The sequence below is a fragment of the Ruegeria sp. AL11 genome (assembly GCF_056540865.1).
Window position 1 is genome coordinate 28,859 of record NZ_JBQFXO010000013.1, and the last position, 18,406, is coordinate 47,264.

Below are 18,406 nucleotides of genomic sequence, written 5' to 3' on the forward strand. Positions count from 1 at the left end.
GTTGTCGCTGCTGGTAGTTGAGACCACCCAAAAAGACAAGACTCCACGGCTGGTGCGCAAGGGCCGCGCAGCGAAGCCGTTGGTGCATTGGAGCAAAGTGGGTCAGATCGAGGACAACCCCCTGTTTCACTCGGTCTCGAAATCTGGCTGGATGAGGAAACGCCGCCTCAACCTGGACGCCATCGCCCAGATCGTCAAACACCGACTGAAGGTGACAGGACTACGAAGGATTATACCTCACCGCATTGGCTGCGTTAGGGTTTCCTGACCCAAGCCGCGCTGGACGGCACCCCGCCCTGGCAAGTCAGTGAACTTGCCGGCACCTATCAAGAACACCCACCAATTCGGTTTTTGAGCGGCGTGAGGCTCAACACTCAATTGATTTAGTCATCTGCAACTTGAGCAAACTGAGCGCATCGCAGTATTTCTGACAGGATTTCGCTTGGCTGTAAGGACAAAGTAGTCGACGTCAGGTAACCCTCTGAACTGAAACTTCGAAGCCAAACTTTTACTGCAACCATGCAACCTCCAAGCGCCTCTTAAGTACCCAATGGAGACGTGAGTTAACAGCTGTTAACTTCAAAATGCTTGTGCAGGCTTCGTAGCGACCCACAAGTTATTGATTTTTCTCTTGACATGAATCGGAATACGAGTGCCTAAATGTACTCAAGTTGCGCAACCAAACAAAAATGAGCAGGAAAACTGCAACTATGCTACAGACCACACCAATTGCTGCGACGACGCAGTCTCACGTTACACGTGAAATCTCTGATCGTCTACAAGTTGCACTGACGACCCACTTGACTCAGGCGTATTCTCCTGAGCTGTCAAAGACCCTCAGACTCTTCAGCGCGACAGAGGTTGCCGACCTGTTTGGCACAACCGGACAGTTCTTGCGAAAGGGCCATGCTGAGGGCTCTCTTCCAGAGCCGGAAGTCAACAAGAACGGCCGTCGCTTTTACTCCGGAGCCGAAATCAAAGCGATGCGCCAGATCCTTGAAGGCAGTTCCAGAAAGCCCGGAAAATACCTTCCCGGCCGTCGCGATGCCGACCAGCTTCAGGTTATTCAACTCATGAACTTCAAGGGTGGTAGTGCAAAATCCACTTCAGCCATTCACCTTTGCCACTATCTTGCGCTTCAAGGTTATCGCGTTCTGGCTATCGACCTTGACCCACAAGGCAGCTTGACCGGATTCTGCGGAATTCAGCCAGAAATCGAGTTTGAGGGGAATTCGATCTATGATGCTCTGCGCTACGAGGATCCGGTCCCGATGTCCGAGTGCATCCGGACCACTTACTTCCCTGGCTTGGATCTTTCCCCCGCCCAGTTGATCCTGTCAGAGTTTGAAACGGAAACCGCTGTCTACGCCCGAAAAGGCGTTCCCTTCTATAATCGGCTTGCCAGCGCAATCGAAAAAGTCGAAGCAAACTATGACGTAATCATTATCGATAGCCCGCCTTCTTTGGGTTTCTTGACGCTGGCAGGATTGTTCGCGGCAACATCCGTGATCGTGCCGCTGACACCGAGCATGTTGGACGTGGCCTCCACGCAGCAGTTTCTTGAAATGACTTCGGCATACCTGGAAGAGTTTGAGAACTCCGGGATTCCGATTGTCCATGACAATTTCCGGTTCCTCATAACACGGGACGACCCCTCGGATACCCCATCGCAGCAAATTGTAAGTCTGATGCGGGCGCTGTTTCAGGATCGGGTGATCGGAGCAACTGCGCTGCGAAGCACTGCGATTGCCGATGCCGCGATGCTGAAAATGACAATGTACGAAGTTGTTCGATCAGAAATGACACGTTCAACCTATGACCGCGCCCGATCAAGCATGGATGCCGTCGGGCACGAAGTCTCAAACATGATTCAAACCGCGTGGGGCCGTTGAAATGGCACTTAAACAAAACAAAACCAGCATGGCTGCAGCGATTGCGGCGGCAGCCGGGAACCCGCCCATTCCGCCTACGAAAACCGAGCGTGCCAATGCCGCGCTTCCACGAGGCACCATAGCTTCCGTCCGTGTTGGCGCCGGCGGAATCCAAGAAATCGATACCTCGCTCATATTGCCTTGGGGTCCGAAGGACAGGCTTGGAGTCGAGTTAACACCTGTTAACTCGAAAGCCGAGCCGAACGTCGATGCAGCTGTTCTAGAACTAGCCGAAAGCATCAATGAAGCAGGCGGCCAACAGGTTCCGGTCCTCTTGCGCCCTTCCGAGGAGGTAGATGGTCACTTCGAGGTTATTTACGGCCGCCGTCGCATTCTGGCCTGTCAGCATCTAAACCAGCCTGTACGCGCGCTTGTACGGACTCTCGATGACAAAGAGGCGCTTCAGGCGAAAGGTCTGGAAAACTCTTCTCGTGTTGATCTCAGTTATTATGAAAGGGCACGATTCGCCCGCGAAATTCTCAACCAGGGATATGACCGTTCGGAAGCGATCACAGCACTTGCGATATCCAAGAATACGCTGTCGCAATTGGAGCGGATCACCAACGACATTCCTAACGATCTCGGGGATATGATTGGGCCGGCACCAAAGTCTGGTCGCCCGAAATGGACTGCTCTCGCTGAAGCATTGCGAAAGAAGGCAATAACAGCGGTTAGTGCAAAGAAAATTCTGGAAAAGCTCAACGCATCTGATTCCGATGATCGATTGAACGGGCTCTTAGGTAGCTTAACCCCTAAGAAAGAAGCACAAGAAATCCGACCGGCACCAGACGTTGTCATCAAGACCAGCAATTCCACAGTGAACATGACGATCAAAAGATCAGGAGAGAATGAAGCCTATACGCGTTGGCTTGAGGAAAACCTTCGTCAATTTATTCAGGAATCCTACGAGCGTTTCAAAGAAGGCGCCGAGGAAAAAGCGAGTTAACAACTGTTAACTCTACATGAGGCAACGAGCAAAAGGAGGAAGCAAAAAAGAAACCCCCGAAACCTAAGGCTCCGAGGGCTAAAAACCAACTAGTGGTTATAGATTTGACACCTAAACCCTAACAGCCCGCGAATCACGAGACAACAAAAAACGCCTCTGGGTGAACAGGTTTTCTTTGTCTGCTGACATAAACTAATGAAAACACTTAAAGCATTGGCTCCAAACGGAGCGACCTTGCCGGGAACGGCAGGGCAGGGGGTTAGTACGCCTAAAAAATGGATGCTTCTTCGAGCCGTCGAGGAAGCCAGAGAACCTCTTGGGGTAAAATCCACAACTCTCAATGTCCTGAGAGCAATGATTTCCTTTATGAGTGGGGATCAGATTTCTGCGGATCAGGATGATCATCATATCTGCTTCGCTTCCAACGTAGCGATCGCCAAACGAACTCATGTCAGCGTGCAGACTGTTGAACGTCATATCTCAGCGCTGGTTGAGCTTGGGCTTATCCGTCGCGTCATGAGCGCGAACGGTAAACGTTGGGCACGTCGGAACCGACAGGGCAGGGTGGTCACTGCAACTGGACTGTCCTTGATGCCTTTATCTGAACGGCACTCTGAGTTCATCCAGGAAGCCCAGAGGCACGCTGATCGAGTTCTCGAGTTCACTGTACTCCGCGACAAGGTATCGGCCGCTCTGGCGCGCCTCAGAGAGCTCGTAGCAGACGACACCGCGATCTCAGATTTGATGGCCACCGTGCGCAATGCTCTGCGTCGAAAACCAGAAGCAAATGTACTAGGCGAACTTCTGGCGGAGATCTCTGTGGAAATCTCCCAGATAAAACAGGCTCATACCGAAAAAATGAGGGCCAATGACCATGAAATTGAGGGGCACAAAGAGGACTCTTTGAATCCGATAGTTAAGAAAGAAAAACATTCTCAGGTTAAAGTTTCTCCAGATCAAATGGAGCGCAGTTTTCCACGTTTGTGCTCGGAACTTCGCTTTGCCCGGGATCAGTCGCATTGTGACCGGCTTATGGACGATATCGCCGAGTACTTACGATTTGGTCAGACCTGGTATGCTATGAAATCGACATATGGCCCAGCTCTCCGTTTCATGGTGCTCGGATATATTTTTCAACGTGCTGAGAATATAAAATCTCACCAAGCCTATTTGATCTCGCTGATCTCGAAAATCGATCGGGGAGATATGCAACCAACCGCATTGTTGGTGCATAGTTCAAAAATCCGCGAAAGTGCAGGCCATACCCATGATATCTCCTCACGCTCATGAGTTCAGAACAATAGATGCGGTACATGCCATCGGTCTATTGTGAATTGAATGCCAATGTATTACATTGTACTACAAACGGAAACAGGTGATAGCGATGAGTACCAGCCCATATTCAATCCGTCTCGATGAAGACTTGAGAAAGACCCTGGAACGGGAAGCTGCGATCGAAGATCGACCGCCTGCACAACTCGCCGTTCGGGCAATTAGAATGATGTTAGAATCCAAGGCCGCTAAACGTGCAGCCATTGATGCGGCTGTTGAAAAAGCAGACCAAGGCAAGTTCATCACGGCAGACGAAATGAATGCCTGGATAGACAGCTGGGATACCGAGAATGAACTTTCGGCTCCGGTAGCAAGCGGGCAATCCAATAGCCAATGAAGATTGTATTTCTCGAAGATACGGCCCGGGACATTCAATGGTTCCGTTACTACTACACGTCAGTTTTTCCTGAAGGCAGCGAAAGGGCACGAGCTCAGCTCAAAGCCATTCAGCTTACTCTTGCAGCCAACCCTTATGCAGGTCACTCAAGTGACACACGCCAAGACATACGAGAGCTTTCAGTACCGCGAACCCCATTCACGCTGATCTATCGTGTAATGCCCACCCAGATAGAAATTCTGCGCCTATGGGATACCCGGCAGGGCGCGGATTACTGAAACCGGGAGTTTAAAATTGGTGGCATCAAACGGGCAGAGTAGGGGCGGGCAAGCAACCGAACCTACTCTGCTGTTCGATCGTTAGATTTCTGAAATGAGGGCGGGAAGCAGACCTTCGCTGCACCGTTCGTCGAGGTCCGCAGAATGGCGATAAGCAGGCGTTGGTTAGGCTCGGAGACGGCTTATGAGGTGCGCCAAGCGTGATGTCAGTGGTAGAACGGCTGGATCCAAGCATTTCAAAACCAAACTTTTTGCACCCTTGTTAGTCAAAAAAGATAAGGTGAGGCTTCAAGTGGTGTAGCTGCATTTGGGGGATCGAATTTTGAGCCTCGTCTACCTATTGGCATTTCTCGTCACGCTTGTGCAGATGTCTTTAGCCTTCGGAGTCACTGTACATGCTGTTCTGAGAAAGCGCGATACGCGCGCGGTCATTGGCTGGTCAGCCCTTGCTTGGCTTGCGCCGTTTGTTGGCTCCTTGGCGTACATCATACTGGGCGTCAATCGGATCAACCGGGCTGGTACACGGATGGGCCTGTCAGACACCATGCGCCGAATTCCAGGTTTCTCTCTCTCGGAAAGTGAGAGAGTGTTGTTTGAAGAGGCTAATATCCAACTACCTCACTTGGCCGGATTAGCCCGTGCCGGGGAAGCTCTTAGCGCAAAGCCACTCTTGCCGGGAAACACGGTCGATTGCCTGCGAGATGGTGATGAGGCCTTTCCGGAGATGATCGCGGCCATAGATAGTGCCAAATTATCGGTTGGATTGTTGAGCTATATTTTTGACAGCGACCGAGCAGGAGAAGAATTCTTGAATGCGCTCGTCCGCGCCAAGGATCGCGGCGTGGTAGTGCGCGTTCTTATCGACTGCGTTGGCGCGCGCTACAGCAAAGAAAATATGGTTACTCGTTTGGAAGAGGTGGGCATTGAAGCCGCGAGTTTTCTTCCTACGAGCGGGTTCTCCTCACGCCGCTTTTCAAACCTCAGAAATCACAGAAAAATCCTTGTTGTGGATGGCTGCATTGGCTTCACAGGCGGCACCAATATTCGTGAAGCGCATTGCCTGAACCTCGATCCTGAGGCGCCGACACAATGCCTGCACTTCAAATTCGAGGGGCCGGTTGTAAGCCACTTCAAACAAGTGTTTGTCACGGACTGGGCCTTCACCACAGGTGAACGGTTGAGCGGCCCGGCATGGTTTCCAGAGCTTACCCGCCATGGCACGGTCTGGTCGCGGGGGATTTCGCACGGACCAGACGAGGATTTCGAGACGCTCAGCAAACTCATTTTCGCAGCGCTGTCGGCCGCGCGGGAACGGGTGCGTATCGTCAGCCCATATTTTCTACCGGATTCTCGGCTGATAGAAGCGCTTTCAGTGGCGGCGCTCTGTGGCATCAGGGTCGAAATCTACCTGCCATCCAACAACAACGTTAAGGTTGTCGAGTGGGCAGCTATGGGGCAGATCGGGCAAATTTTGGAACATGGTTGCCGGGTTTTCTTCATCAAGCCACCGTTCGATCATACGAAACTCATGCTCGTGGACGACGTTTGGGCTCTTGTTGGAAGCACAAATTGGGATCCCAGAAGCCTGCGATTGAATTTTGAGTTCAATGTTGAATGCTATCATCGAGAGCTGTCGGAAAAACTCCATGCCATACTTGACTCAAAAGCACTTGGCGCTCGAGAAATCAGCCTCGAAGAGATCAATGATCTCCCGCTTTTGGCCAAATTGCGCAACGGTTTCGCCCGGCTACTTTCCCCTTACCTGTAGGCAGCCAAACTTAGCCTTACACCCGAACGTCCAAGCGAGCGGTCTGAGAGGTAGTTCTTTTTTGGTATCCGCAACGCCCTTAAAAACTTGACCCAAAATGGACAATGCAGAGGGTTTGTCCGAAATTGAAAGGGAAGGCTGAACGTCCCTTTGTCTATTTCGCGGTGTTGAAAAGTTGCGCCAACAAGCTCGTGTGGCTATCATCTTGATATGGAATTTATTGTGGGTGGCATAGTTACGGTTGTTCTGGTGATTTGGGGCGCGGCCTCATTTTGGCGAGCGCCCTCAAATGACCAAAAAAAGGAAAAAGACAAAAAGTAGCGGCATCGTCTGCAAGAACTTTGAGCACGCCTCATGGGATGCATCATCATCCAATTCACCAAACAAACGTATTCGCCGACTTTAGGGACAGCGTTGCAGCGACGACAGGGTGGACATTGCCCCCTTTCTCAATAGACATTACCCATCGAATACTCGCGACCAGGTCTCCTGATCCAAAAGCGAAACGAGTTGATCACGTGAGTCGATTACCGCGCTTATCGCTCGATCTCTTTCCCGATCCAGTTCACTAAAAATGGCTCTTGTGGACGATGCCGATGCTGATTTGTCCGTGGAACCGAGAATGGCATTGTCCGCAGAACCTTCGACCGCGGCACGGAACCGATCAACGGCAACTTCCAAGTCGCTCACAATTTTCAAGGCCGCGGTCCGGACATCGCTGTCTGCGGGCGAAATAGCCTTATCCAAGGCGGGTCTCAGCGTATTGGGCTCCAGAAATGATGGTGCTAAATCAGACGATCCGTCCAAAAAGAAAGTGACCGCCGTTATCGTCGCAATTACTGGCATATCATAACTCCAAGCTGGTTCCCAAAGCGACTAAGTCTGCCTTTTCGTACAAAATTTCAGCAACTTCCGGCCAGTAGTCTTCCGGGACTGCTGCCTGCAATTGCCCCTGCAATACCAGCAGGTTATCGCGTTGCGAACGGCGTTCGGTGTCATATCTGTCTGAAACAGCTACCAACTTGGAACGTTTTACAGAGCGGTTGGCGGACAACCGGTTGAATTCTTCAATAAAGGCCGCGTGCGCCTGGATCATCTGTGTTGAATTCGCCTCAATCTCCCGGGCGACCTGAACCAGATCTGAGCCATCATCAGAAGGTATCCGTTCCAACGCAGCTGCAAGCTCAGAATTTATGTCGCTGATCGCACTACTGCGGTCGAACGGGGCGCAACTTGAGATGCAACAAAGACAAGCAGCAGCAGCCAGGTTAATAAAATCTCGCCTCGACAAAGAGGCGTTGCAGGTAACTGCCATCGTGTCTCCCCCTGATCTATGATCCACCTATTTTTAAATCGCGTCCTTTGTTGCTGGGCTCACTTATGACGGCCCAATCGTCAGAAAACACTCAGGTATTCAATACATCCGCGAGCCGTGCTGGATAATGAGCCGTGCAAGACTGCCTAAATCTTAATCGTTCCACAATGACATTTAAATGTTAGGATGTGAGGCACTGCTTTTCAGACAATTTTATCAATAGGGGGGAAATACGATGGCACCTAATCGGCGCGACTTCATGAAAACTGTTCCAGCAATTGGGGCCGCGTTTGCGGTAAGTCCTACTTTTTTGTCGGAAGAAGCAGCAGCACAAACCACATCGACAGCCGCGCCATTAGAAGGCCACTTTCACCCTAAAGGAAAAGCACCGTCCGAGCACACGCTCAAAATCCTGGCCGAAGCGAAAGAAACACTGCCTTTCTCAGACACTCAGGACTTTGACGAAGTTGCCAAGGGTTTCATTGCCCAGATGCCGGAACCTCAAATCATGGCAGACGCGGGCAATGTCGCCTGGGACCGGGGCGCATTTGATTTCATCGACGAGCAAGACGAGTACGACAGTATCCACCCGTCATTGATGCGCATCAGTAAGCTGAATCAGAACTATGGTCTGTACGAGGTAATACCCGGCATCTATCAGGTGCGCGGGTTTGATTTGTCCGACATCTCATTCGTGCGCGGTAAAACGGGTTGGATCGCCATTGACCCGCTGGTTTCGGCCGAAACGGCGCGAGCCGCATGGGAATTGTTCTCGGAACACAAAGGCGAAGGGTTGCCGATTACAGCCGTGATCTATTCACATTCCCATGGCGATCACTGGGCAGGCGTTCGCGGCATCGTTTCGCAGGAGGACGTCGATTCCGGGAATGTCGAAATCATTGCTCCGCGCGATTTCATGGAACACACAATTTCCGAAAACGTGTTCGCGGGCAACGCAATGAACCGCCGGCTATTTTACCAATATGGTCTGTTGTTGCCCGTGGCCCCGCATGGGTTCGTCAATCAGGGTCTCGGCAAGCGCGTTTCAGCAGGTGCCACTGGCCTGATCGCGCCAACCCGGATTGTCGAGAACGACATCGAAGAGTTCGAGGTCGACGGCGTGCGGATGATCTTCCAGAACACACCTAACACTGAAGCGCCGTCTGAGATGAATACTTACATCCCAGACATGAAGGCCCTGTGGATGGCAGAAAACGTGACGGCCACGTTGCACAACATTTATACATTGCGCGGCGCGCCGGTACGTGATGCCCTTCGATGGTCAAAATACATCTCTCGTGCCCTGTTCCTGTTCGGGCAAGAGGCAGACGTCATGTTCGCTTCGCACCATTGGCCGCGCTGGGGCAATGACCGCGTGCAGCAGGTTCTGAGAGATCAGCGCGACCTTTATGCCCATATGAATAACCAGACCCTGCATCTGGCCAATCAGGGCGTGACGATTAACCAGATACATCACCACTATGAGCCGTCACAGGGTTTGCAGCAGACATGGCATACACGTGGCTATCACGGCTCACCTCAGCACAATTCGCGCGGCGTTGTTCAGCGGTTCCTTGGATTCTGGGATTGCAATCCCGCGACCCTGATACCGTTAGAACCAGAAGCTTCAGCTCCGCTCTACGTCGAGATGATGGGCGGCAAAGATCCAATTATGGCCAAGGGCCTGGAACTACACAATGCAGGGCAATACTTCGAAGCGTCCGAGATTCTGAACAAACTGTTCCTGTCGGATCCATCAGATCAGGAAGTAAAAGATTTGTTAGCAGACGTTTACGAACAGCTTGGCTACCAGCAAGAGAACCCGGGCTTGCGGAACAGTTTCCTGTCCGGTGCCTATGAGCTTCGTTCCGGCATCCCCACCGGTGAAACGGCCGACACGTCCAGCCCAGAGGTGATACGCGCGATGTCGACTGAGCTGTTCCTTGATTTCCTTGCGATCAAAATGGACAGCCGCAAGGCCGAAGGCATCGAGTTTACGATGAACCTAAGCACACCCGACAATGGTGAGATGTTTGCGATCGAGCTGGCCAAGGCAACACTCACAAATGTCGAAGGTTTCGCTTTCGATGAGCCAGATCTGACTCTGACCTTGAACCGATCCGATTTGGAACTTGTGATGACCGGAGAGGCTGATTTCGAGGATTTGCTGGCCGACGGTCGCGCAACGGCCGATGGTGACGTCAGCGTTCTGATCAAACTCGCTGGAGCCATGGTTGAGTTCGATCCTCTGTTCGAAGTTTTGCCTGGCACAAGTACCGGTCCAACTGAGGTAGCAGAGGCCGAGCCGTTGCAGGCGGTGACCGGTCAGGTCGTAATCGAATGATGTTTTGCGCGGGTCCCTTCGGACCCGCGTTACCCACTTTTACACTCCAATACGATTTTGACGATGTAATCCAAATAACCCGAGGAGACTTCAATGGCTGATCTTGTTGTTCTTTCATTTGATGGTGTCGACAGTGCAGATGCTGTTTTGACAAAACTACGACAGCTCAAAAAACAGGAATTGATCGACCTGCTGGACGCCTGCGTCGTTGTGCGACCCGAAGAGGGAGACATACACATTAAGCAGTCAGTGAACATGACCCGAATTGGCGCCAGTACGGGCCTGAGCACCGGTGCAATAGTTGGTATGTTGGCCGGTATTCTTGTTCTCAACCCACTCGCCGGCATGGCAGTGGGAGGTTTGGCCGGGGCGGCAATGGGAGCGCTTGGAGGGTCCCTTTCCGATTACGGCATCAATGATGATTTCATCAAAGAACTGGGCGAGAGCATCCAACCAAATTCATCGGCTCTGTTTCTGCTTGTCGCCAAGGCCACACCGGACAAAGTGATCGCCGAGATCGAACAATACGACCCGAGGATACTTCAGACGTCCCTATCGCAGGAACAAGAAGACAAACTCCGCGAAGCGCTCGCCGCTGCGCATAGCCAGTGATTTTTTGATAGAGATCGGTCGCCAAGCCAAAGTGTGGACGACCTTCTTCAAATCATAGGGCTTTGGTTGGGAGCACAGCAATATGGCAGAAGAATCAGTTAATTGGCATGACGAAAATTCCTGGCGCGTTGCAGATGCGCTCGTCAAGCTTGGCCAGATCGGTTTCTGGGTTCAACTGATTTTTTTGATCATTGTGGTTGTTCTGGGCGGCGTTGTCCTTGGCGTTGTCGGAGGTGGCGCAGGCGTGGGCAACGTGTTGTCCTTCTTGGGTTTGATCCTGCCCGCTTTCACCACATTTTGGTGTTGGCATTATTTGTCTTTGGGACGAAAGCTGAAAGAGACTGGAGATGACCCCTCAGCCGCGCGGCTTCAAAGTCGCGTGTGGATCGGCGTTTGGGTCGGAACGATCGGCGCTGTTCTGACAATCGTGTCACTGTTCGGAGCCGCATTTGCGCTTCTGGTCACAATGCTGGCCAACCCTCAAGTCGGCTTGCAGATATCCGCAGCTGAAACTGGTGCCAGCCCCTACACGATTTCGGCGGTCGATGCAGTCAGCATCATGACTCTACTTTTGACGCTAACCGCTGAGCTGCTTGTTGTAGCGATTTCTTTGCGTATCGTTTTCTTGATCTCTCGTTCTCTGGGAGGAAATGATGTCTGAGTACGCAGTACACCTGCCTTAACGAAACCTTGCGAAATTAAAGAGCATGGCTAAAAGCAGTGCTATGTGCCACCCAAAAACCGCTTAAAAACAACAGAGGCCGGTAAAGCCATACAAACCCCGATCAGAGCAAAAAGCAGGATAGTAGGGATTGCCGGGTAAGACAATTCTGACTGCTCAGCAATGTAAAGAGACAATCCTATATTCCTCGCAATTGTTGCGATGGCAAGGCCCGCTCTTTTCGATCTGACCGGGCCCCCAAGCGTGTAGCCACTCGCTAACGCGACGGCACAAAGTATGACGACCGAAAACGCAGTGGTCCACCCAATTGCAAGTGATTGCCGTAGGTCTGGCAAAAGCGCCAGCGCAGCCAAAAGAGCGGCAAGGAACAAGAGATAAAGTCCCTTGGACACAATCGCCACCACCTTGTTGTGGCGATTTCGCAATCGCGGCACCGCGCGCGCCGATGCCCATCCAAGCACTGCCGGTAGAAAAGTCACCAGCCCGACCTGAGCGGCCACAGTATCCAACGAAACAGGAGTAACCGCGACCTGGGGCAAATGACTAAATAAGAACAGCACAAACGGCGTATAAACCACTGCCAACAGAGCAAGAAGCAACTGCAATGACGCAACATAGTTGAAATCGGCGGCTGCGGTTTCGGACCGGCGCGTTGTGAGAGGCGCTCCGGGCGCGGCGGCCAAAATGACCAAACCCAGAGCAACCTCAGGACGCACGGGAAGCAAAAAAATTATGACGAGTGTTGCCAAAGGCATCGCGACGAGAACTGAAATCAGGGAACGAAACAAAAGCGAAGTATCGGACAACAGCGCACGAATGCTTCCAACTTCTTGCCGGGTTCCCAGCCCATACATCTGAGCAAAAACGACAACACCTGTAAAAACCAATACGACTTCGGGCATCTATTTGCGTCCTTCTGATCCCAAAGTGCTGGATGACTGATTGCGTTTCGCATCGATCCAAATACGGGACTGTTCCATGGCATCATTAAGTGCCGCCCCGATTTCAGCTTGCTCCTCAAAGACGTTCTCTTGCGACAATCGCTTCAGCAGCCCGGTTCGTTTCAATTGCCCTTGCAACTTGTTGTTCACACCGGTCAAAACCAGCTTGCTGTCGTGATGTTCAAGCTCTTTAGAGTATCGGCTTAGCAATCGAATGATCGTGCTTCCCAAGTCGTCAACGTCACGAAGCACCAATAATACTACTGAATGGCGTCCCGTATCTGCTTCGGGCAACTGAGCTTCAAGAGCCTGCGCCGACGCAAAGAACAGTTCTCCGCGAATGCGAAGAACCGTGATTTCGCCTTCCTCAAGAGCGGTCGCACCCGGCCGCTCTATTGGGAATCCCCCTTCGACCAAGGAGATCTGCCTAACTTCGATTTGGTTAGCGGAGCGCAGAATTTGAAGAACGAAAGAAATTGCGATGCCCAACAGGATTGCAAACTGCAGCGGCAATAACAGCGTTGCCACCAGCGTCGCAGTAAAACCAGCACGGGCCATCGTTCCGGTCCGCCAAATGACAGCAATAGACTTGGGTTGGACATTCTGCACGCCCACCACGAACAAAAGCCCACCCAGACCGGCCATCGGAACAAGTTTGACCATGTCCACGAACAAAAAGACGATCAATACCACTGTTACGCCCGCAAAGATGTTTGACCAGCGCGAACACGCTCCGGCCTGAACACTGACAGCCGTTCCCGACATTGACCCACCTGAAGGGATCGAACCAAACACGCTTGCTGTGAGATTGGCTGCGCCTTGGCCGACGAAATCACGCGAAGTATCTGGAAACCGCCCATCGGGGTTCGGATAGCTTTGACCAACACCGGCGCCCTGTACCAACCCGATCACTGCGATGGCAATGGCGGGCAAGATCAGTTCTGGAAAGTAGCTTAAGTCCGGCAGCATTGGCGTGGGCAAGCTTCGGGGAATGATCGCGACATCTTTCACCAGCACGATCGAGCCGCCTTGAAACAGCGTGGCCAACCCGGTTGTCGCACCCAGAGCAAGGATCAGCGAGAACTTACTTAATCGCGTTTGCTGGATCAGAAAAATAAGGACAATTGTGGCCACGCCGATAGTAACCGAAGCGGTATCGAAACTACGCCAGTTCAATGCGGTATCGGAAAGGCGCAACAAATGATTTGGCTGTGCGCTCTCAAACCGAGTGATATCAGGAATAGAGCCAAGAATGATCAGAGCTGCAATCCCGGTAATAAATCCTGTCATCACCGAGTTGGATACATATCGGACCAGCCGCCCCATACGCAGCAGCCCAAAAATCAACTGCACCATCCCAATCATCATAACCAGGCCGATCAATGCGCCGATCTTTCTATCGTCCTCAACCCCATACAATGCCTCACCGACGGCGACCGATAGTGCGCCAGTCGTTGATACATTCATAAAAACGGAACTGGTGAAGATTGCGCCGACGGGCATGGCGACCATTAGCGCGTAAAGACCAGCGACAGGGTTGACGGTCGCAAGAACAGCATTGGCCATTCCTTGCGGAACGTTGACGATTGCGAACGTGGCACCTGCGACAAGATCTGAAACCACGTTCCTGCGATCAATCTTCAACCCGTCAAGCATGCGGCCGCGATCCAGTATATTTTGGGTATTTGGCGCGGGAGCACCACATCACTCAGGCACCACGCCCTTCAGTTCTTCCGCGTCATAGGGGTCGTGTTCAATGGATTGTTCATCACTGGCGCGTGTGCCCGGAAAGACTTCGTATTTTGGGTCGAAATCCACCAGCAGACTGGCCAGTGTTTTCAGAATGGAAGGGTCACCCGTGATCTGCGCGGACCCTTCGGCAATGTGTTGTTCAAAACTCTTCTCTCCGGCCAGAGTTTCTTCCAGCTTTGCGCGGTCAATCGCCAGCGTCAGGTCAGCAGTTTCAGCCTGATACCCCTTTGTGTTCGTTAACGTCGCGTTTTCCAGTTCGACAATAAATTCCTCTCCATTATCCGGAGTTCTCAGATTGATCATAAACCTCAGCCCCTTAGCTTTTTCGCTATCGAGCCGGATTCCGAGGAAGTTCAGAAACAGCTCAGTCGACATGGCGCGCATAACGTCAGGATTGGTTGTTTTGACGGCCTGCCCGGAAGGGATACCGGATCGCAATTCAAAAGCGCCCGCCAAGAATGAGTTGCGAAGCCCAGGGTTTTCCTGCTGATAACCGATTTGCTCGAAGGCATCCGCGAGAAGATCACGAGCGACTTCGTTTTCGGGTTCGGCAAGCGCAACCTTGTTCAGAATTTCAGCAACCATCAAATAGTCACCAGCGTCGTACATTTCGCGGCAATTGGCGACAATTGCCTCGGCCCCGCCCATCATTCGGACGTAAACCGGCGCTGAGTTTTCCGGTGAAGGCGGAATCAGTGTTGCGGGATTACAGTCCCAAAATCCGAGGTATCGCTGGATTACACCACGGCTGTTATGCTCAGGTGAGCCATGGTAACCGCGAGCGTGCCAGTGTTTCTGAAGACCCTCGGGGACTTTGTAGACGTTATGGATTTGGTTGATTGTGACGCCGTTGTTTGCGTGATGAAGAACCTGATTGTTCATATTCGCGTAGATATCGCGCTGCGCCCGCAGCACCTCTTGAATCCTCGCATTTCCCCATCGCGGCCAGTGGTGCGCGGCGAACATAACTTCGGCCTCTTGACCAAATCGGTACAAGGCCTGCGCTATGTACTTTGACCAAACCAACGCGTCGCGTACTGGAGCGCCGCGAAGGGTATAGATATTGTGCAAGCAGTGGGTGACATTTTCGGCCATCCACAAAGCCTTCATGCCGGGAATGTAGGTGTTCATTTCCGACGGCGCCTCAGTATCCGGCGTGTTTTGGAAGACCATCGGAATGCCATCCACCTCGAATTCCTCATAGTCTTTTGAGACGATCCGCGTAGGGGCAATCAGTGTCACAGCGCCACGTGATGCAGCCTGCCCCAGACCCTGTGTGACATAGCCATGTGGATCAACGGGTAGTAGAATACCGTACTGGTAATAAGCCCTGCGATTCATAGCGTTACCAGCATAAACGTTTTCGGACACCGTATTGTCCATGAAGCCAACGGGAGCGATGATTTCAACTTTGCCGGCCGCCACATCTTCTTCCGATATGATACCCTTTATCCCGCCCCAATGATCCACATGATTGTGCGAGTAGATCACAGCGGTAATGGGAAGCTCTCCGCCAATATGTGATCGAAACAGTTCCAACCCGGCGCGTGCGGTTTCCGCTGACACCATCACGTCGAAAACGATCCAACCAGTTTTCCCGCGAACAAAAGACATCTGGGACAGATCGAAACCGCGGATTTGATAAATACCCTCGACGACCTCATATAGTCCGTAGTCCTGGTTCAGCTTTGCCTGACGAAACAGCGACGGGTGAATGCTTTCGTAGCTATCCGCCTCGTCAATGAAATCGAACTGCCCCATGTCCCACGCAACGTTGCCTGCATCCGCCATGATTTTAGGATGCTCCATTTTTGCGATCAGACCGCGTTCGCATTCGTCGAAGTCGCGGGTATCGTCGAAAGGCAAGGCATCGTGTGCGGCCTCCAGAACGGATTTGGTGTGCTGTGACGGAGGATTGCCTTTGGCATGAAAATGTGGCCGTTCGCTGGGCATGATCAAATTGCTCCTGATTGTAATGAGAGATTCCTGAACAGAACCGATCCGTGAAGGTTGGATAGTTTATTCGCTTTGGGTTGCATCACCGCCGACGGGAGCGATCCGGGTCGGGCCCTCTGAACGAGTGAATAGATAGACCATGAACAGGACAAAAAGGATTGCGACAAAGCCTACGACGCCGGCCATACCAAAAAGCGGTGCCCGATGCCGTTCATTCTTGTCGTTTGGATCGGTGTTGTTTGACGACATGTTGATCTTCCCCCCGAATGATCATTGTTTCCAAATCCCCGATTGCACCGCGTGATAGGTCGCACGGACACAACACGTGCCGATGCAAAGACTGGCACTCGGCAACAAAAAGATAATGTATTCTATATGTAAGAATATCAATATGCTTAGGTTTTGTCGTGAATTTTGTGACGGGTCAGTTAGTCAACAACGTTCCTGGCTCGCGCCGCAAACTTCGCAAATTTCTTAGCTGAAGCAGGGCGGACTCAAGCCGTACGATTAGGAAGGATTAGGGAAATGGTTCGGTTGCGCGCTTTTATTGCTGGATTGTCCATTCCTTGTTTTCTGCTTGGTCTGATTTTGTTTGCGGCGTCACTGACACCGTCCATGATCCCCCGAGGGCCGATGGCGCAAGGCGTTCTTGGTGGCCTGGTCATGTCGCTTGGATACTTGATAGGGAAAGTGATTGGCTTGATCTGGCTTGCAGCCGACCTGCCTGTAATTCCACGTAAGCTGGCTGTTCTGCGTGATGTGTTGCTTACGGGTACAGTACTGACACTCGCGGTCTGGTCGATCACCCTTAACCTTGAGTGGCAGAACGATTTGCGTAGCAAGATGGGGCTTGCAGAGGCCGAAACCCAATACCTGATGACAATGCTACCCATCGCCTTGCTCACATTTTCCGCCGCCTATCTGATCGGCAAATTGATTGAAGGCATGTTTCGATGGACGCGCGCTAAGTTCTATCGCTTCATGCCGCCAAGGCGGGCCAACATCCTCGGCGCTTTAACAGTGTTCACAGTACTGTTTATCGTAACTCGAGATGGCGTTTTCGATCGGGTAGTCGCTACGCTCGACGAAAGTTACGAGGCGGCTCAGGAACTTTTTGACACCGCGCCACCAAAGCCTGCCAATCCAAACAAAACCGGGTCGTCTGCCTCGCTCATCGATTGGGCGGCTATGGGCAAGCCGGGCCGCGACTTTGTCGAGACCGGGCCGGATGCGGAAGTTATTTCAAAATTTTCTGGCAGACCCGCTTTGGACCCAATAAGGGTTTATGTGGGTCGGGCAAATGCCGACACACCAATGGAGCGGGCGGAATTGGCCTTGGCGGAGCTGAAACGCCTTGGTGCATTTGAACGAAAGATCCTGATTGTTACAAGCCCCACCGGAACCGGTTGGATGGATCCGGGATCGCATGATCCCGTCGAATACATGCACAACGGTGATATAGCGACCGTAAGCGTCCAGTATTCCTATATGCAATCACCACTTGCTTTGGTTCTTGAAACCCGCACTGGCCTGGATCAGGCGACCGCTCTTATGGAAGTTGTGCATGACTATTGGCGAACCCTCCCGAAAGAAGACCGCCCCAGGTTATATGCGCACGGACTAAGTCTCGGGGCCTGGTCGTCGATGTATGCAACCAACCTGTTTCGTCTGGTTGGTGATCCTATCGACGGAGCGTTCTGGGCGGGGCCGCCATTTCCTTCAGACTTTTGGCAGCGTGTGCAGAATTCCCGACAACCGGGCAGCCCTTGGGTTTTGCCTACAATTGGTGATGGTTCGATTGTTCGCTACGCTTCCCACTTTGCGGATGCGTCTGAGGCTGCGGCTGATTGGGGCCAGATGCGAATTGTCTTCTTGCAGTATTCAAGTGATCCAATTGTCTTTTACGATCCGTTTTCCTTCTGGCGCGCTCCTCCATGGATGAAAGAACCGCCCGCGGAAGATGTTTCAGAACACCTTACATTTATACCGGTTGTGACCAAGTTTCAGTTGGCGCTCGATATGGCATTATCTTTCGGGACACCACCTGGACATGGGCATGCCTACTTTGCCGAGGATTACATAGGTCCGTGGGTACAGGTTACTGCACCCGAGAACTGGACTGAAAAAGACACAGAACGCCTCGTTGCTCACTGCGATGTTGGATTCCAGTATGGGTGTGTAAACAATTGACTTCACTTTTCCCCCGAAGTGT

The 18,406-nt window shown here is 52.1% G+C and carries 16 protein-coding genes; 10 read left to right on the top strand and 6 right to left on the bottom strand.

Going from position 1 to position 18,406, the window contains the following annotated elements:
• The first annotated feature begins 710 nt into the window (after window positions 1-710).
• The 6 genes from repA (at window position 711) to ACR0IP_RS19925 (ending at window position 6,592) form a co-directional block, all read left to right on the top strand.
• Window positions 711-1,892: a plasmid partitioning protein RepA gene (repA, locus tag ACR0IP_RS19900; RefSeq protein WP_480527480.1), complete on the top strand. Its 1,182-nt coding sequence runs from the start codon at window positions 711-713 to the stop codon at window positions 1,890-1,892.
• A 1-nt stretch (window position 1,893) separates the two neighbouring features.
• The gene (gene repB, locus ACR0IP_RS19905; protein ID WP_170555467.1) at window positions 1,894-2,877 is read left to right on the top strand and encodes a plasmid partitioning protein RepB; all 984 of its coding nucleotides are present in this window, start codon (window positions 1,894-1,896) and stop codon (window positions 2,875-2,877) included.
• 195 nt (window positions 2,878-3,072) lie between these two features.
• On the top strand, window positions 3,073-4,167 hold the full coding sequence (locus ACR0IP_RS19910; RefSeq protein ID WP_480527483.1) for a helix-turn-helix domain-containing protein: 1,095 nt from the start codon (window positions 3,073-3,075) through the stop codon (window positions 4,165-4,167).
• A gap of 94 nt (window positions 4,168-4,261) precedes the next feature.
• Entirely contained in the window at window positions 4,262-4,546 is a 285-nt protein-coding gene (locus ACR0IP_RS19915) for a CopG family ribbon-helix-helix protein (protein WP_170555471.1), read from the top strand.
• A complete protein-coding gene (locus ACR0IP_RS19920) occupies window positions 4,543-4,824 on the top strand; it encodes a type II toxin-antitoxin system RelE/ParE family toxin (protein ID WP_170555473.1) in 282 nt (93 codons plus the stop codon). Before ACR0IP_RS19915 ends, ACR0IP_RS19920 begins: the two co-directional genes overlap by 4 nt.
• Before the next feature lie 322 nt (window positions 4,825-5,146).
• The gene (locus ACR0IP_RS19925) at window positions 5,147-6,592 is read left to right on the top strand and encodes a phospholipase D-like domain-containing protein (RefSeq protein WP_480527485.1); all 1,446 of its coding nucleotides are present in this window, start codon (window positions 5,147-5,149) and stop codon (window positions 6,590-6,592) included.
• 459 nt (window positions 6,593-7,051) lie between these two features.
• Here ACR0IP_RS19925 and ACR0IP_RS19930 read toward each other — a convergent pair whose 3' ends face one another.
• Together ACR0IP_RS19930 and ACR0IP_RS19935 are read right to left on the bottom strand one after the other, a co-directional pair.
• A complete protein-coding gene (locus ACR0IP_RS19930) occupies window positions 7,052-7,438 on the bottom strand; it encodes a hypothetical protein (protein WP_170644150.1) in 387 nt (128 codons plus the stop codon).
• Window position 7,439: 1 nt separating this feature from the next.
• The gene (locus ACR0IP_RS19935) at window positions 7,440-7,907 is read right to left on the bottom strand and encodes a hypothetical protein (protein ID WP_480527488.1); all 468 of its coding nucleotides are present in this window, start codon (window positions 7,905-7,907) and stop codon (window positions 7,440-7,442) included.
• Window positions 7,908-8,166: 259 nt separating this feature from the next.
• Here ACR0IP_RS19935 and ACR0IP_RS19940 point away from each other — a divergent pair, with 259 nt between their 5' ends.
• The 3 genes from ACR0IP_RS19940 to ACR0IP_RS19950 all read left to right on the top strand — a co-directional run bounded on the left by ACR0IP_RS19940 (window position 8,167) and on the right by ACR0IP_RS19950 (window position 11,524).
• Complete coding sequence (locus ACR0IP_RS19940; RefSeq protein WP_480527490.1) at window positions 8,167-10,251, top strand: alkyl/aryl-sulfatase; 2,085 nt, start codon at window positions 8,167-8,169, stop codon at window positions 10,249-10,251.
• A 93-nt stretch (window positions 10,252-10,344) separates the two neighbouring features.
• Window positions 10,345-10,863: a DUF1269 domain-containing protein gene (locus ACR0IP_RS19945; protein WP_480527492.1), complete on the top strand. Its 519-nt coding sequence runs from the start codon at window positions 10,345-10,347 to the stop codon at window positions 10,861-10,863.
• Between the two features lie 82 nt (window positions 10,864-10,945).
• Window positions 10,946-11,524, top strand: a complete 579-nt coding sequence (locus ACR0IP_RS19950) for a DUF3611 family protein (protein ID WP_480527494.1) — start codon at window positions 10,946-10,948, stop codon at window positions 11,522-11,524.
• A gap of 62 nt (window positions 11,525-11,586) precedes the next feature.
• Here ACR0IP_RS19950 and ACR0IP_RS19955 read toward each other — a convergent pair whose 3' ends face one another.
• The 4 genes from ACR0IP_RS19955 to ACR0IP_RS19970 all read right to left on the bottom strand — a co-directional run bounded on the left by ACR0IP_RS19955 (window position 11,587) and on the right by ACR0IP_RS19970 (window position 16,443).
• Entirely contained in the window at window positions 11,587-12,447 is an 861-nt protein-coding gene (locus ACR0IP_RS19955; protein ID WP_480527496.1) for a hypothetical protein, read from the bottom strand.
• A complete protein-coding gene (locus ACR0IP_RS19960; RefSeq protein ID WP_480527498.1) occupies window positions 12,448-14,142 on the bottom strand; it encodes a SulP family inorganic anion transporter in 1,695 nt (564 codons plus the stop codon).
• A gap of 48 nt (window positions 14,143-14,190) precedes the next feature.
• A complete protein-coding gene (locus ACR0IP_RS19965; protein ID WP_480527499.1) occupies window positions 14,191-16,191 on the bottom strand; it encodes an alkyl/aryl-sulfatase in 2,001 nt (666 codons plus the stop codon).
• 66 nt (window positions 16,192-16,257) lie between these two features.
• Window positions 16,258-16,443: a hypothetical protein gene (locus tag ACR0IP_RS19970; RefSeq protein ID WP_058284053.1), complete on the bottom strand. Its 186-nt coding sequence runs from the start codon at window positions 16,441-16,443 to the stop codon at window positions 16,258-16,260.
• Between the two features lie 276 nt (window positions 16,444-16,719).
• On the opposite strand from ACR0IP_RS19970, the gene ACR0IP_RS19975 reads away from it, so the two are divergent.
• Window positions 16,720-18,384, top strand: a complete 1,665-nt coding sequence (locus ACR0IP_RS19975; RefSeq protein WP_480527500.1) for an alpha/beta hydrolase — start codon at window positions 16,720-16,722, stop codon at window positions 18,382-18,384.
• Window positions 18,385-18,406: the final 22 nt, after the last annotated feature.